10 protein-coding genes are annotated in these 14,887 nt (G+C 73.4%); 6 read left to right on the forward strand and 4 right to left on the reverse strand.

What is annotated here, in order from left to right:
• Nucleotides 1-12: 12 nt before the first annotated feature.
• Entirely contained in the window at nucleotides 13-3,132 is a 3,120-nt protein-coding gene (locus OG823_RS30815; protein WP_371483425.1) for an AMP-binding protein, read from the reverse strand.
• A gap of 261 nt (nucleotides 3,133-3,393) precedes the next feature.
• Between OG823_RS30815 and OG823_RS30820 the strand changes: the two genes are divergently transcribed.
• From OG823_RS30820 to OG823_RS30830, 3 genes are all read left to right on the forward strand, one after another.
• Nucleotides 3,394-3,840 (forward strand): hypothetical protein, encoded by a 447-nt coding sequence (locus tag OG823_RS30820; RefSeq protein ID WP_371483427.1) that lies wholly within the window; start codon nucleotides 3,394-3,396, stop codon nucleotides 3,838-3,840.
• Between the two features lie 369 nt (nucleotides 3,841-4,209).
• Nucleotides 4,210-5,238, forward strand: a complete 1,029-nt coding sequence (gene tdh / locus OG823_RS30825) for an L-threonine 3-dehydrogenase (RefSeq protein ID WP_371483428.1) — start codon at nucleotides 4,210-4,212, stop codon at nucleotides 5,236-5,238.
• A gap of 41 nt (nucleotides 5,239-5,279) precedes the next feature.
• The gene (locus OG823_RS30830; protein WP_371483429.1) at nucleotides 5,280-6,473 is read left to right on the forward strand and encodes a glycine C-acetyltransferase; all 1,194 of its coding nucleotides are present in this window, start codon (nucleotides 5,280-5,282) and stop codon (nucleotides 6,471-6,473) included.
• A 142-nt stretch (nucleotides 6,474-6,615) separates the two neighbouring features.
• Here the strand turns inward: OG823_RS30830 and OG823_RS30835 are convergent, their stop codons facing one another.
• Nucleotides 6,616-7,497 (reverse strand): SDR family oxidoreductase, encoded by an 882-nt coding sequence (locus OG823_RS30835; protein ID WP_371483430.1) that lies wholly within the window; start codon nucleotides 7,495-7,497, stop codon nucleotides 6,616-6,618.
• Nucleotides 7,498-7,778: 281 nt separating this feature from the next.
• Between OG823_RS30835 and OG823_RS30840 the strand changes: the two genes are divergently transcribed.
• Nucleotides 7,779-8,804, forward strand: coding sequence for a LysR family transcriptional regulator (locus OG823_RS30840; protein WP_371483431.1), 1,026 nt, complete (start codon nucleotides 7,779-7,781; stop codon nucleotides 8,802-8,804).
• A gap of 22 nt (nucleotides 8,805-8,826) precedes the next feature.
• On the opposite strand, the gene OG823_RS30845 is transcribed toward OG823_RS30840, so the two are convergent.
• Nucleotides 8,827-9,048 carry a helix-turn-helix transcriptional regulator gene (locus tag OG823_RS30845; protein ID WP_190212959.1) on the reverse strand — a complete coding sequence of 74 codons (222 nt, stop codon included), beginning with the start codon at nucleotides 9,046-9,048 and terminating at the stop codon, nucleotides 8,827-8,829.
• The gene (locus tag OG823_RS30850) at nucleotides 9,048-9,539 is read right to left on the reverse strand and encodes a DUF2975 domain-containing protein (RefSeq protein ID WP_371483433.1); all 492 of its coding nucleotides are present in this window, start codon (nucleotides 9,537-9,539) and stop codon (nucleotides 9,048-9,050) included. Before OG823_RS30850 ends, OG823_RS30845 begins: the two co-directional genes overlap by 1 nt.
• 584 nt (nucleotides 9,540-10,123) lie before the next feature.
• Between OG823_RS30850 and OG823_RS30855 the strand changes: the two genes are divergently transcribed.
• Both OG823_RS30855 and OG823_RS30860 read left to right on the forward strand, forming a co-directional pair.
• The gene (locus OG823_RS30855; protein WP_371483435.1) at nucleotides 10,124-13,144 is read left to right on the forward strand and encodes a lectin; all 3,021 of its coding nucleotides are present in this window, start codon (nucleotides 10,124-10,126) and stop codon (nucleotides 13,142-13,144) included.
• Nucleotides 13,145-13,277: 133 nt separating this feature from the next.
• Nucleotides 13,278-14,729, forward strand: a complete 1,452-nt coding sequence (locus tag OG823_RS30860; protein WP_371483436.1) for a glycoside hydrolase family 76 protein — start codon at nucleotides 13,278-13,280, stop codon at nucleotides 14,727-14,729.
• Nucleotides 14,730-14,887: the final 158 nt, after the last annotated feature.

The following is a 14,887-nucleotide window of genomic DNA, read 5'->3' on the forward strand; positions in this document are numbered from 1 at the left end:
ACTCCCGGCCGGTCAGCGCACCGCCGCCGCCAGGGTGGCGGTGAACGCCTCGGCCAGGGCCGCGATCGACTCCGGTGTGAAGGCGTGGGTGTTGTACTGGAGCCAGCAGCGCAGGCTGCCGTCCGGCTGCTCGGAGGCCGTGAGCTCCGGTACGTGCAGGTCACCGCCGGGCTGTGGCCAGGGCACGCTGCTGCCGCGCGGCAGCTCCCAGTCGGTGCAGCGGAGTCCGGGGAGCTGCGCGGGCGCGTTCCACGCCTCGTACCGCAGCCAGGCGGCGAACGGCACCCGCGGGCTGAACTCGGCGAAGGGGTACAGCTGGTGGTCGAGGGCGGCGGTCGCGGCGGTCCGCACGCGGTCCAGCAGCTCCGCGTGGCCGGGGGAGCCGGTGGCGTCCACCCTGAGCAGCAGCGACTGGACGAAGCAGCCGATCGCGCGCTCGGCCTCCGGCTTCGGGCGGCCCGGGACGGGCGTCATCAGGACGAGGTCGCTCTGCCCGCTGTGCTCCGCCAGCAGCGCGCTCCAGGCGGCGGCCACGGCGAGGAACGGGGTCGCGCCCAGGTCGGTCGCGCGCTCGCGCAGGGCTGCGGCCAGGCCGGCCGGGACGGTCAGCTCGTGGGCGCCGGTCAGGACCGTCTCGACCGCCCGCCGGCCGGGGAAGGGATCGACCGCCGCGGGTGCTCCGGCCAGTGTCCGCTCGAAGTGGGCCCGGGAGGCGGGCCAGTGGGCGTTGGACCACTCGACCAGTTCGCGGTAGCCGGGGCCGGGCCGGGGGGCCGGCACCGGGCGCCCGCGGCGCAGTGCGGAGTAGGCCACGCCCAGCTCCTGCAGCAGGACCCCGAGTGACCAGCCGTCACTCACCAGGTGGTGCACCCCCAGCTGCACCACGTGGTCGGCCGGGCCCCGGGTGACCACCAGCAGGCGGGTCATCGGGTCCCGCGCGAGGTCCGTGCGGCGGTCCCGTTCGGCGAGCAGCCGGGCGCTGACCCGCTCGTCGTCCTCGCCGGGCGCCTCGACCAGGGTGATGTCGGCGCGTGCCTCGTCGGACAGCACGGCCCGCAGCACGCCCGGGTGCCCGGCCACCGGCTCGAAGGCGGTCCGCAGGGCGGGGTGACGGCGGACCAGCTCCAGCAGCGCCCGCCCGAGCAGCTCGGGGCGGAGCGCGTCGGTGACGTGGAACCGGACGGCGACCTGGCCCGCGTCCCGGCCCGGCGCCTCGGCCATCCAGCGCAGGAAGTTCTCCTGCTGGGAGGTCAGCGGCAGGTCGTGGGGCCGGTCGCGGAGGGCGGTCAGGAACGGGGAGAGCTCGGCGGCCGCCGCAGGCCCGGCCGCCGGGCCACCGCGCCGCCCGGGATCGTCCAGCCAGGCCGCCTGGGAGCGCAGGGAGGGGCGCTCGAACACCAGGGCGGTTCTGGTCGTGACGCCGAATTCCGCTGTGATCGCGGTGGCCAGCTGGACGGCCCGGAAGGAATCCCCGCCCAGGGCGAAGAACTCGTCCTGCACGGCGCCCACCGGGCGCCCGAGCACCCGGCGCCACAGGGCCGCCAGCGTGCGTTCGGTCGGGGTGCCGGGGGCGGTGCCGGCGCTGTCCGGCGCGTCGTCGAAGCGGGCTCGCAGGTGGTGCTTGAGGACTTTGCCGCTGGGATTGCGCGGCAGCGCGTCGGTGACCAGGATCCGGACCGGCAGCTCGGCCCGGCCGAGCCGGGCGGCCAGGAAGATCCGCAGCTCGTCCAGGTCGAGTCCGCCCGCCACCGGGACGACGGCGGCCACCGGCACGCTGCCCATCACCGGGTGCGGCAGGCCGAGCGCCGCCGCGTCGGCGACCCGGGGGTGCCCGTGCAGCACCTCCTCGATCCGCAGCGTGGAGATCTTGAGGGCACCGGCCTTGATGATGTCGCTCTCACGGTCCACCAGGTACAGGTGGCCGTCCCGGTCGAGCCGCCCGAGGTCTCCCATCCGGACCCAGCCGTCCTGGAACACGATGCCGTCCGGCGCCGTCCCGCCGACGTAGCCGCGCGGCGGCCCGGGCTGGCGCAGCCAGATGTCACCCGTACCGCCGGGGGGCACGGGCCGGCCGTCCGGATCGAGGATCCGCAGGCTCGTCGGGTCGGCCGGGCAGCCCACCGAGCCGGGCCGGTCGGCGTCCACGACGGCGGTGATCTGCGCAGGCGACGCCTCGGCCGAGGTGTAGGTGTTGGTGATGGCGGCCCGGGGCAGGACCTTGGCCAGGGCGGCGGCGACCGGACCCGGCAGGGCGGCGGCGGTGCAGCTGACCAGGAGGACGCCGGAGAGGTCCCGGCGGCCGGCGACGGCGCTGTTGACCAGTTCCACGGCCATCGAGGGCACCAGGAAGACGGTGCCGACGCCGAGCTCCTCCACCGTGCGCCCGAACTCCTCGGCGTCGAAGAGCGGCAGGCAGACGGTGGTGGGGTGGCCGGTGAGGGCGTTCACCAGCACGACCTGGGCGGCGTTGGTGCCGATCGGGAAGGCGTGCAGCGCGTAGCGGGAGTGTGCGTACGGGCGGGGCCTGGGGTTGAGCGCCAGGCCGGCGGTCAGGCTGGCGTGGGCGGCGAGCACGCCCTTGGGCGCGCCGGTGGTGCCGGAGGTGCCGACGATCTGGGCCGGGTCCTCGGGCGCGGGCCGGTGCGGCGGCTCGGCGGGGCAGGGCCCGGTGGCGGCCGTGAGCTCTTCGAGCCGGAGATCGACGGTGCCGGCCGCGGGCGGGCGGGCCGCACCGCGTACGGCCGTCCTGGCGCCGGCGAGCGTCAGCAGCGCGGCGGCGTCGGTCGCGGAGAGGTCCTCGCGGACGGCCAGTGCGACGCCGCCCGCGTACTGGACGGCCATGAAGGCCACCGCGTACCGCTCCCACTCCCGGTTCGCGAACAGCAGCGCGACCCGGTCGCCGGGGCGGACCCCGGCCCGGGCCAGTGCGTGCGCGGCCCGGACCGCGTCCTGCCGCCACTGCCCGTAGGTGACGGAGCCGCCGCCGGTGACCAGCAGGGCGACCCGCTCGGGGTGGACCAGTGCGCGGTGGTCCAGCAGGTCGGGCAGGGTGAGAGGGGCCGGTGCGGGGCTGATGGCTACTCCAGGTGCGGTGACGGGCCGCCGGCGGCGCGGACGCGGCTCGGCCGGCATCGAACTCCGGTCGTTCGGGGCTCATCTGACGCCGTGTGCCGGTGCCGGGATCGCCGTGTGGCGCGTGCCGAGGCGGCTCGGATATGGTCTGGACCACTACGTGCCGGGGGAGAGTAGCGCGCCTGTGTCGCGCTTCTGTCGCACGTTTTTGTCACGCCGTCCACACTTCGTCCGCACACGTGCCGGACGCCGCCGTCCGTGCCCGGCCCCGCCTGCCGGGGGGAGGACCGGCGGGCCGGGCACGGAGAAGGGGGAGCCGCCATGCCCGCCACCACCCCGGCCGCCACGCCCGCCGCCACCGCCGCCCCGGCCCTCACGATCCCCGTCGTCGCCCCGGCCGTGGGCGCCCGGCTGACCGCCCTGCTCGCCGCGCCCGGCCGGTACCGGACCCGATGGCTGCGGCACGTCGCCCGCTCGACCCCCGGGCGGATCAACCAGGCGGCCGTCACCCGGGTGCTCGCCGAATGGCTCTGGCTCAACGGCGAGGCGGCCCAGAGCGACCTGCTGCCGCGCGCGCTGCGCGACCGGGTCTCCCGGGCGCTGGGCGGCCGCTCGCTCTCCGCCGCCACCCTGCGCCTGTTCGTCGCGGCATTCGCGATGACCGCCGCCGACGAGGCCGGGCTCTGGGAGCTCTTCGACGGCGCGGGGACGGGCGACGGTCACCCGGCCCGCGGCTGCCCGCCGAGCTGCCCCGGCCCGGAGGACTGACCCGTCGCCCGTCGCCCGTCGCCCGTCACCCGTGGCCCCGTGGCCCGCTGCGCCGCGGTCCGTCGATCTGCGGCCCGTCGCCCCGTGGCCCTGCCCGGCACCCGGCGGCCCCGCCCCGTCCGGTCGGCCCCCGCACTCCTCCGTCCGGGTGGTGTGCGGCACGGCGTCGGGCCCGCCGGGCGCCGCTCGGGCACGATCGTGAAGCCCAGCTGTGGCGGCCCTTAAGAATTCCTCGATGGACCGCACCCGCCCCCACCAGGCAGATTGCACCTTGTCCGGTGCGGCGCCCAGCGGTAGCAGCCGTCGCCCGCCGGGCCCCGCCGGCCTGCCCACACCAGGCCGCCCCCTCGTGCGTCAGGAGCCGCCGCAGTGAAGGCACTCGTCAAGCAGAAGGCCGAGCCGGGACTCTGGCTGACGGACGTCCCCAAGCCCGCCATCGGCCCCGGCGAGGTGCTGATCAGGGTGCTGCGCACCGGCATCTGCGGCACCGACCTGCACATCCGCAACTGGGACGGCTGGGCGCAGCAGACCATCCGCACGCCGCTGACGCTCGGTCACGAGTTCGTCGGGGAGGTCGCCGAAGTCGGTGCGGCCGTCGCGGACATCGGCGTCGGTGACCTGGTCAGCGGTGAGGGTCACCTGGTCTGCGGCAAGTGCCGCAACTGTCTGGCGGGGCGCCGCCACCTGTGCCGCAACACCGTCGGCCTGGGCGTCGGCCGCGACGGCGCGTTCGCCGAGTACGTGGCACTGCCCGCCGCCAACGTCTGGGTGCACCGGGTGCCGGTCGACCTGGACGTCGCGGCGATCTTCGACCCCTTCGGCAACGCCGTGCACACCGCACTGTCCTTCCCGCTGGTCGGCGAGGACGTGCTGATCACCGGTGCCGGTCCGATCGGCATCATGGCCGCCGCCGTCGCCAAGCACGCCGGTGCCCGCAGCGTGATGATCACGGACGTCAGCCCGTACCGCCTGGATCTGGCCCGCAAGGTCGGCGTGACGCTGGCGCTGAACGTCGCCGAGCACACCATCGAGGAGGGCCAGCAGCAGCTGGGCCTGCGCGAGGGCTTCGACGTGGGCCTGGAGATGTCCGGGCGTCCCGAGGCGATGCAGTCGATGATCGCCAACCTGACGCACGGCGGCAGGATCGCCATGCTGGGCCTGCCCGCCGAGGACTTCCCGGTCGACTGGGCCCGGATCGTCACCTCGATGATCACCATCAAGGGCATCTACGGCCGGGAGATGTTCGAGACCTGGTACGCGATGTCCGTGCTCCTGGAGGGTGGACTCGACCTCAGCCCGGTGATCACCGGCCGCTACCCCGCCGCCGACTTCGAGGCCGCCTTCGACGAGGCCGCGAGCGGCCGCTGCGGCAAGATCATCCTCGACTGGACCGTCTGAGTCTCCGCACCGTCCGAACCCACACCCGGGAGCCAGTAGACATGTTCGACTCCGTGCGCGACGACATCGCGACCACCCTCGACGAGATCCGCGAGGCCGGCCTCTTCAAGCCCGAGCGGGTGATCGGCACCCCGCAGAGCGCCGCCGTCACCGTCACCGCCGGCGGCCGCCCGGGAGAGGTGCTGAACTTCTGCGCGAACAACTACCTGGGCCTCGCCGACCACCCCGAGATCCTCGCCGCCGCCAGGGACGCGCTGGACCGCTGGGGCTACGGCATGGCCTCGGTCCGCTTCATCTGCGGCACCCAGGACGTCCACAAGCAGCTGGAGGAGCGGCTCTCAGCCTTCCTCGGCCAGGAGGACACCATCCTGTACTCCTCCTGCTTCGACGCCAACGGCGGCGTCTTCGAGACCCTGCTGGACGAGCGCGACGCGGTCATCTCCGACGCCCTCAACCACGCGAGCATCATCGACGGCATCCGGCTCAGCAAGGCCCGCCGCCACCGCTACGCCAACCGCGACCTGGCCGACCTGGAGAAGCAGCTCCAGGCCACCCAGGACGCCCGCCGCCGCCTGATCGTCACCGACGGCGTCTTCTCCATGGACGGCTACGTCGCCCCGCTGCGGGAGATCTGCGACCTGGCCGACCGCTACGACGCGATGGTGATGGTCGACGACTCCCACGCGGTCGGCTTCGTGGGCCCCGGCGGGCGCGGCACCCCCGAACTGCACGGTGTCATGGACCGCGTCGACATCATCACCGGTACTCTGGGCAAGGCCCTCGGCGGCGCCTCCGGCGGCTACGTGGCCGCCCGCCGGGAGATCGTCGCCCTGCTGCGCCAGCGCTCGCGCCCGTACCTGTTCTCCAACTCGCTCGCCCCGGTGATCGCCGCCGCCTCGCTGAAGGTGCTGGACCTGGTGGAGGAGTCGAACGAGCTGCGCGAGAAGCTCAGCGCCAACACGGCGCTGTTCCGCTCGTCGATGACCGAGGCCGGATTCGACATCCTGCCGGGTGACCACCCGATCGCCCCGGTCATGATCGGCGACGCGGCGAAGGCCGGCCGGCTCGCCGAACTGCTGCTGGAGCGCGGCGTGTACGTGATCGGGTTCTCGTTCCCGGTCGTGCCGCACGGCGCGGCCCGGATCCGGGTCCAGCTCTCCGCGGCGCACTCCACCGAGGACGTCCAGCGCGTGGTGGCGGCCTTCGTCGACGCCCGCGCCGCCCTGGGGGAGTAGACCGGCCGGCCCCTGGTGCACGACCACCCGGGCCTCCGGGCCCGAGAACCCGCGGCCCGCCCGTCCCGAGTCGGGCGGGCCGCGGGTCCGCACCCCGTGCCGCGTCGGTGGACCGGGCCGGGCCGGGCCGGACCGGGCCCGCTCAGACGGGCTCGGGGGCCGCGTCGGCCCGGGTGTGCGCGAGGGCCGCGGGCCGCGGTTCGCCCGGGTACCGCACGAACGCCTTCGCGTCGGCCAGCTCCGTCGCCGCCGCGGCCTCCAGCACGTCCAGGTAGCCGAACGCGTCCTCGCCGACCGGGAGCCGCAGCGGCGTCCCGCTCGTCGCCACCAACCGGCGCACCAGCGCCGCGAAGTCCTCGGGGCGGTTCAGCTCGTCGTTGCGTTCCATACCGCGCAGTGAGTCCAGCATCGGGCCGACCACCGACCCGTAGGCCGGAACGCCGGCGGCGGCCTGCCGCATGGACGTCCCGTACCGGGTCGCGAAGCCGCCCGGCTCCAGGACCGTCACCCGGACGCCGAACGCCGCCGCCTCGGTCGCGAGCGCCTGGCTCATCCCCTCCAACGCGTACTTGCCGGCGCTGTACGCGGCCAGACCCGGGAACGACGTCCGCCCGGCGAGGGAGGAGACGTTGACGACGTGTCCGCCGCCCTGGGCCCGCATCAGCGGCAGGACCTCGCGGGTGAGCCGCCAGGGAGCGACCACCAGGAGCTCCAGCTGCGCCCGCAGCTCGTCGTCGGAGACCTCCTCGACCGCGCCGAACAGCCCGCTGCCCGCGTTGTTCACCAGGACGTCCAGCCCGCCCAGCCGCTCGACGGCGAGCTCGACCACGGCTCGGCACTGCTCGGCGTCGGTCACGTCGACCAGGGCCTCGGTGATCCGCCCCGGGAACTCCTCGAGGAGCGGCGCCAGCGCTCCCGGGCGCCGGGTGGTGGCCACCACGCGGTCCCCGGACCGCGCCACCTCCTCGGCGAGCGCGTACCCCAGCCCGGACGAGCAGCCCGTCACCAGCCAACGTCTTGTCATCCTCATGCCCTTCGTCGCGGAGTGCGGGCACCCACGATAGAAACGGAACGCTCCGTTCGTCGCGGGAGCGCACGACGGCGCCAGAGGCGGGACAGGCGTGCGGACGGCGCACGACAAGCGCGCGCCGCCGCCCCGGCGGGGAGCACCCCGGTCCGGCTCCGGAACGTGCCGCGGGCCCGGACGTGTCGCCTGCGGGTGCGGGTGCGGGTGCGGGTGCGGGTGCGGGTGCCGGTGCCGCTGCCCCGGCACCGGGCCGGGCCCGGCCCTGGCAGAATTGCCGTGTGATCGACGCCCGACGGCTGCGGACCCTGCGGGCCGTGGCCGACCACCGCACCGTGACGGCGGCAGCCGCCGCCCTCTACCTGACGCCCTCCGCCGTCTCCCAGCAGCTGGCCGCCCTCGAACAGGAGACCGGCCACGACCTGCTCGCCCGGGACGGCCGCGGTGTACGGCTGACGGCCGCCGGGGAGATCCTGCTCCGGCACGCGGACGTGGTGCTCGCCCAGCTGGAGCGCGCCGAGGCCGACCTGGCCGCGTACAGCGCCGGGGTCGCGGGTGAGGTGACCGTGGCGTCCTTCGCCACCGGCATCGCGCTGGTGCTCGCCCCCGCGATCCGGGCGCTGGCGGCGCAGGCACCCGGCGTGCGACTGAAGGTGCTGGACGCCGAGGGGGACGCCAGCCTGCCGATGCTGCTGGACGGCCGGGCCGACCTCGCCGTCGCGGTCGAGTACCGGGGCGCCCCGCAGGCGGACGACCTGCGGCTGACCCGCGTCCCGCTGTACGCCGAGCCGTTCGAGGCCGTGCTGCCCCTGGAACACCCGCTGGCCGCCGGCGGACGCCCGTCCGTGCTCACCGCCGGCCCCGGTCGCACCGCCGACTCCGGTCCGGTCGCCGGCTCCGGACCAGCCGCGTCCCTCGTCGCTCCCGGTGTCATCGACCTCGCGGATCTCGCGGCCGAACCCTGGATCGGCCCCTACCCGGGCAATCCCTGCCACGACGTCGTCCTGCTGGCCTGCGAGCACGCGGGCTTCCAACCCCGGCTGGTGCACTCCTCGGACGACTTCCACGCGGTCCTCGCGCTGGCATCGGCCGGCGCCGGGGTCGCGCTGGTGCCCCGCTCGGCGCTGCGCGGCGCGGACCTCTCCCGGGTCGCCGTACGGCCGGTGGACAGCGCGCTCGCGACCCGCAAGGTCTTCGCCGCCGTCCGGGCCGGAGCCGAGGGGCACCCCTTGCTCCGCCCGGTCCTGGCGGCGCTCGCCGAGGCGGCGGCCCGGACGGCCGACCGGGCCGCCGCGGGGGCGGGCTGAGCGGCGGGCGGCACCGCACGCGTCATCCGCCCGCGGCGTCCTCCGCCTCCCAGCGCAGCAGGTCGCCCGGCTGGCACTTGAGCACCTCGCAGAGCGCGGCGAGCGTCGCGAAGCGCACCGCCTTGGCACGGCCGTTCTTGAGCACCGCCAGGTTGGCGGGTGTGATCCCCACGCGCTCCGCGAGCTCGCCCACGGACATCTTCCGCCTGGCCAGCATCACATCGATGTCGACGGTGATCGGCATCAGATGACCTCGTCCAACTCGGCCTGCATCTGCGTCGCTTCCACGTCGCGCGCGACGGCCTGGGCGAGCAGCATCCGCAGCACGAGGACGATGAGCGCGACCCCCAGGACGGCCATGCCGACCCCGCCCATGATGAGGGTGACACCCGGGTCCTCCCGTTGGCCCGGCGCGTTGACGGCCGTGACCGCGAACCACACGAGGGCAGCGGCCACGATCGCGCCGATCACGGCGTCCACGTACCGGAAGGCGGTGGGGGAGAAGACGGTTCCGCGTCGTACCATCGCCACCAGCCGCCATACGCTGACCAGGGCGACCTGGGCCGTCACCATGCCCAGGATCGTGATCACGCGCAGCGTGGTCAGCGGGAGCGACCCGTCCTCCGGGTCGTTCCCGCCGACCAACGCCCACACCAACCCCGCCTGTACGAACACGGTGCCGGCCAGCAGCACCACGAGCACGGCGCGCAGCGCACGCACTGTCAGCTTTCCCATGACCCAACCTTCCATCGATTTGCGATGGAAATCTATCGAAAATCGATAGATGAGGCAAGGGTGGGAACGCCCCCTCGGCGGCGGCCTCGCGTCGCTGCGGCGGGCCGTGGCTCCCGTCCGTGGCCCGGCGTTCGGGCTCACCGTCCCGCACCGTGCCGGAGTCGACCGCACGCGGGTGCGCATCGGCCGCCACCCGGCCCCGCCGGAGCAGTGGTCCGGACCGGTCGGCTCGGATTCGCCGCCGGTGTCGCCCCGGCCGCTCCCGATCATCGTCGGAACCTGAAGGCGACGTCGTCCCGACGATGCCGGTTTCGGACGGTACGGGTCGGTTCAGGCTTCACGACATCGTTGCGCATGATCGAAGACCGAGAACAACACTGTGCCTGCTCAGCGCAGTTGACCAGTTGCCCGCGCCCCGGTGGTTGACGACGTGGGCGCGCGCGGAGCCGGGGGATTACAACTCCTGAAGTCCGACGGCCGATTCGGTCCGGGCCGTTGACAACGTTGCCTAGCTCATCTTTGCTTACCCGCATACGAGCCCCCACCTGTTCGGTGACAGTCCGTCCAGCTCCGGAGTCGCAACAATGAATCGATGGCGCCTACCCCTCGTCGCCTGTTCGGTGATCCTCGGCCTCGCCGCACCCGGGGCGGCCCAGGCTGCGCCGGCGTCCTTACAGGCCACGCCGGCGGCGGCCGCGGTGTCCGATCCCGCCTCGCTGGTCAATCCGCTCCTCGGCACCTCGCACGAGGGCAACACCTTTCCCGGCGCCGATGCGCCGCTCGGCATGGTGCAGTGGAGCCCCGACACGCCGTCGCGACCGCCCGGGGGGGACTACGCGTATACCGACAAGGTTGTCACCGGCTTCAGTCTGAACCACCTGTCCGGGCCGGGCTGCGGAGCGATGGGGGACATCCCCGTCCTGCCGACCGTCGGCGGCGTCGACGGCGCCGCGACGGTCGGTTTCTCGCACGCCCACGAGTCGGCGAGCGCGGGAGCCTACTCGGTCGCCCTCGACAACGGCGTCACCACCGACCTGACCGCCACCGCCCGCTCCGGGATGGCGCGCTTCACGTTCCCCGCCACCACCCAGGCCAACCTGCTGTTCAAGCTGAACGCGGACAAGGCCGCCAATCTCCACTTCGACAAGGTCAGCGCCACCGAGGTCAGCGGCTCGGTGGACGTCGGCCTGTTCTGCGCGTCCAGCCCGTCGTACACCGCGTACTTCGACATGGTCTTCGACCGGCCGTTCGCGTCCACCGGTACGTTCGACGGCGGGGACTCGCTCACCTTCGACACCACGGGGAACCGCACGGTGCAGGCGAAGGTCGGCCTGTCCTACGTCTCGGTCGCCGGTGCCACCGCCAACCGGGTGGCGGAGAACCCGAACTGGGACTTCAACGCCGTCCGCACCGCCACCCACAACGCCTGGAACGGCGTCCTGGGCCGGGTCGCGATCGCCGGTGGCACCTCGGACCAGCAGAAGGTGTTCTACACCGCGCTCTACCATTCGCTGCTGCACCCGAACCTGGTGAGCGACAGTGACGGCAGGTACCGGGGCTTCGACCGGCAGGTGCACGCCGTCAGCGGCCGGCAGAAGGCGCAGTACGGCACCTACTCCGGCTGGGACATCTACCGCAGTCAGGCCCAGCTGGAGGCGCTGGTCGCTCCGCAGCAGGCGGCCGACAGCGCGCAGTCCCTGGTCAACGACTTCGCGCAGGGCGGCCAGCTGCCCAAGTGGTCGCTGAACTCGGCGGAGACCAACGTCATGAACGGCGATCCCGGTCCGGCCGTCATCGCCGACTACTACGCCTTCGGCGCACGGGACTTCGACACCGCCGCGGCCAAGAACGCGATGGTGCAGGAGGCCGTGCTGGGCAACGGCATCCGACTGGGGCCGGACTACCAGTCCAACTACGGCTACCTGCCGTCCGACGGCACGTACGTGTACGGCTTCCAGGGCTCGGTCGCCACCCAACTTGATTACTCAGCGCAGGACTTCGCCATCTCCGCGTTCGCCGGAGCGCTCGGTGACACCACCACCAGGGATCAGTTCGCCAACCGTGCGCAGGACTGGCGCAACGTGTTCAACCCCGCGTCCGGCTTCATGCAGCCGAGGCTGAAGGACGGCTCCTGGCGTGCCGGCTTCACCGCCACCAGCAGCGACCAGTTCGTCGAGGGCACCTCCTGGCAGTACACCGGCGCGGTGCCGCACAACGTCCGCGGACTCGCGGACGCGATGGGCGGCAACGCCGCACTCGCCGGCTATCTCGACAAGGTCCTGTCCGACTTCCACGGCTCCGGCGGCTCCCACGCCGACCTCGGCAACGAGCCCTCCATCGAACTCCCCTGGGAGTACGACTACATCGGCCGGCCCTGGAAGACCCAGAAGACCGTCCGCGACGTCCAGAACCAACTCTGGCCGAACGACCCCGCCAACTGGAGCGTCGGCAACGACGACCTCGGCACCATGAGTGCCTGGTACGTCTTCTCGGCCATGGGCTTCTACCCCGAGACCCCCGGCACCGCCGACCTCGCCCTGGGGAGCCCGCTGTTCACCAACGTCACCGTCACGCTCGCCGGCGGCGGCAAGCTCACCGTGAACGCTCCGCAGGCCGCCACCGGCACGCCCTACGTCCAGAGCGCCGGCCTCAACGGCGCCACCTGGAACAACGCCTACCTCCCGGCCGACGCCGTGATCAGCGGGGCCACCCTCGACCTCACGCTCGCCGCCACCCCCAACACCGGCTGGGCGAGCGGCGCGGGTTCCGCCCCTCCCTCCTACAACGGCAACGGCGGGGCGAAGCCGCCGGCCGCCCAGGTCGGCCCGACCGGCGCACTCGGCTCCGGCGTCGCCGGCAAGTGCCTGGACGCGGCGGCCGGCGGTACCGCCAACGGCACCAAGGCGCAGAGCTACGACTGCAACAACACGGCGGCGCAGCACTGGACGGTGCCCGGCGACGGCACGGTGACGCTGGCCGGCCGATGCCTGGACGTGAACGCGGGCTCCACCGCCGACGGCGCGACCGTCCAGCTGTGGGACTGCAACCAGAGCGACGGGCAGAAGTGGCTCGCCAAGGGCGGAGCCCTGGTCAACACCGGCTCGGGGAAGTGCCTGGACGTGCCCGGCTCCGGCACCGCGAACGGCCTTCAGCTCCAGATCTTCGGCTGCAACGGCACCGCCGCGCAGCAGTGGAGGCTGCCGACGACGCACACCGGCGCCACCACCGCGGGAGTCGCCGGCAAGTGCCTGGACGACAACACCGCCTCCACCGCCAACGGCACCCGCATCCAGTCGTGGAGCTGCAACGGGTCCGCCGCCCAGGCGGTCACCGTTCCCGGGGACGGCACCCTGCGGATATTCGGCCGCTGCGTGGACGTCGTCGGCGGCGGCACCGCCGCCAACACGGCCGTCGACCTGTGGGACTGCAACGCCGGTGCGGCCAACCAGCAGTGGGCCTACGACGCCGGCGCCAGGAGCCTGCGCAACCCGCAGTCGGGGCGCTGCCTGGACCTGCCCGACGCGAGCACGACCGACGGTACCCAGCTGGTCCTGTGGGACTGCAACGGCGGCACCAACCAGAAGTGGACGCTGCCCGGCACCTGAGCCCCGCCGTCCTGGCCCCCACCGTCCTGGCCCCCACCGTCCTGGCCCCCACCGAGTAGCTCTCGGCCGGGACAGCGGCCCTGGCGGCCCTGTTCGCCGCACCCCCACACGTCCGTCGTCTCCAGGAGGCTCCATGCCTACGCCCCGATCACTCTCCGCCGCCCTCCTCTGTCTGGCCCTGGCCGGGACGCTGTCCGGTGTCACCGGGGCGGCCGTCGCGGCCCCGGCCGCCGCCACCGCCTCGGCGGCGATCTGCAACAAGTACTGCGACGCCAGGGACCCTGCCCTCAGCCCGCAGGACCGGCAGCCGGTGTCCGCGTCCCTGTCCGGCCGCTCGATCGCCCTGCACTTCGACGACACGGACGCCATGGGCTGGGCGTCGATCACCAACGGCGCCGCGGGCGACGAGGTGTGGATGGACCGTTCGACGGACGGCGGCCGCACCTGGACGAACGGCAGCAAGCTCGGCGACACCGCCGTGCCGGCCGGCGGCAACGGTTGGCGCACGCTGATGTACAACGTGGACGACTGGAACACCCAGGGCGTCGGCGCGCTGCGCGCCTGCGGGCAGGTGGGCGGCGGTATCACCTGCACACCCTGGGCGCGGACCACCTGGAACGCGGGCGACCGGCGCACCGCCGCGGCCACCGCGCTGATGATGTCGTTCGACCGCGGCAGCAAGCTCTTCGGCGGCAACGGCTGGTGGACCAGCGCCAACGCGCTGACGGCGATCATCGACAACGCCCGGGTCAGTGGCATGGGCAGCTACACGTACGCGATCGCCGCCACCTACGACAAGAACATCGGCGCCCAGGGCGGCAACTTCACCAACGAGTACCTCGACGACACCGGCTGGTGGGGACTGGCCTGGGTGGACGCCTACGACCAGACCGGCGACAGCCGGTACCTGGCCACCGCGCGAGCCGACGCGGACCACATGTTCGCGAACTGGAACGGCACCTGTGGTGGCGGGGTGCGCTGGAGCACGAACGGCAACTACAAGAACGCGATCACCAACGAGCTGTTCCTCCAGCTCACCGCCGCACTGCACAACCGCATCCCCGGGGACAGCACGTACCTGACCCGGGCCAGGAACGAGTGGACGTGGTTCCAGGGCAGCGGAATGATCAACTCCGACCACATGATCAACGACGGGCTGAGCGACGCCTGCGCCAACAACGCCCAGCCCACCTGGACGTACAACCAGGGCGTGGTGCTCAACGGCCTGACCGAGCTGTACCGGGCGACCAACGACGCGAGCCTGCTGACCACCGCGCGCACCCTCGCCAACGCCTCCACCACCCGGCTCCAGAGCGGCGGCGTCCTGCGTGAGCCCGGTGAGGGCGACGGCTGCACCGGGGACGGCCCCTCCTTCAAGGGCGCCTACGTGCGCGGCCTCGGCCGGCTCAACACCCAGCTGTCCGACCACCCCTACACCTCGACCATCGGCTCCTGGGCGAACACCGCCTACACCAAGGACCGCAACGCGCTCGACCAGTACGGACCGCACTGGGCCGGCGGCGCCGGCAGCACCGACTACGGCTGCCAGCAGAGCGTGCTGGACCTGCTCAACGCCGCCGGCTGACCGGCGGCGGCCGACTCCGTCTGCCACCCCGGTCGTCGGATCGCCCTCCGCCCCCGCATCGGCCCAGGATCGCGCGGCGCGAACCTCTCGTCCGATCCGATCCGATCCGAGCTGACCTGACCTGACCTGACCCGTTCCGTTCCGACCCGTTCCGTGCT

The sequence above is a fragment of the Kitasatospora sp. NBC_00315 genome, assembly GCF_041435095.1.
Taxonomy (GTDB): Bacteria; Actinomycetota; Actinomycetes; order Streptomycetales; family Streptomycetaceae; genus Kitasatospora.

What these genes read in the sequence shown, in the direction of transcription:
- OG823_RS30850 (WP_371483433.1), bottom strand. Translation starts at nt 9,539, where the DNA reads ATGGGAAAGCTGACAGTGCGTGCGCTGCGCGCCGTGCTCGTGGTGCTG.
- OG823_RS30815 (WP_371483425.1), bottom strand. Translation starts at nt 3,132, where the DNA reads ATGCCGGCCGAGCCGCGTCCGCGCCGCCGGCGGCCCGTCACCGCACCT.
- OG823_RS30845 (WP_190212959.1), bottom strand. Translation starts at nt 9,048, where the DNA reads ATGCCGATCACCGTCGACATCGATGTGATGCTGGCCAGGCGGAAGATG.
- OG823_RS30835 (WP_371483430.1), bottom strand. Translation starts at nt 7,497, where the DNA reads ATGACAAGACGTTGGCTGGTGACGGGCTGCTCGTCCGGGCTGGGGTAC.
- OG823_RS30820 (WP_371483427.1), top strand. Translation starts at nt 3,394, where the DNA reads ATGCCCGCCACCACCCCGGCCGCCACGCCCGCCGCCACCGCCGCCCCG.
- OG823_RS30860 (WP_371483436.1), top strand. Translation starts at nt 13,278, where the DNA reads ATGCCTACGCCCCGATCACTCTCCGCCGCCCTCCTCTGTCTGGCCCTG.
- OG823_RS30855 (WP_371483435.1), top strand. Translation starts at nt 10,124, where the DNA reads ATGAATCGATGGCGCCTACCCCTCGTCGCCTGTTCGGTGATCCTCGGC.
- OG823_RS30830 (WP_371483429.1), top strand. Translation starts at nt 5,280, where the DNA reads ATGTTCGACTCCGTGCGCGACGACATCGCGACCACCCTCGACGAGATC.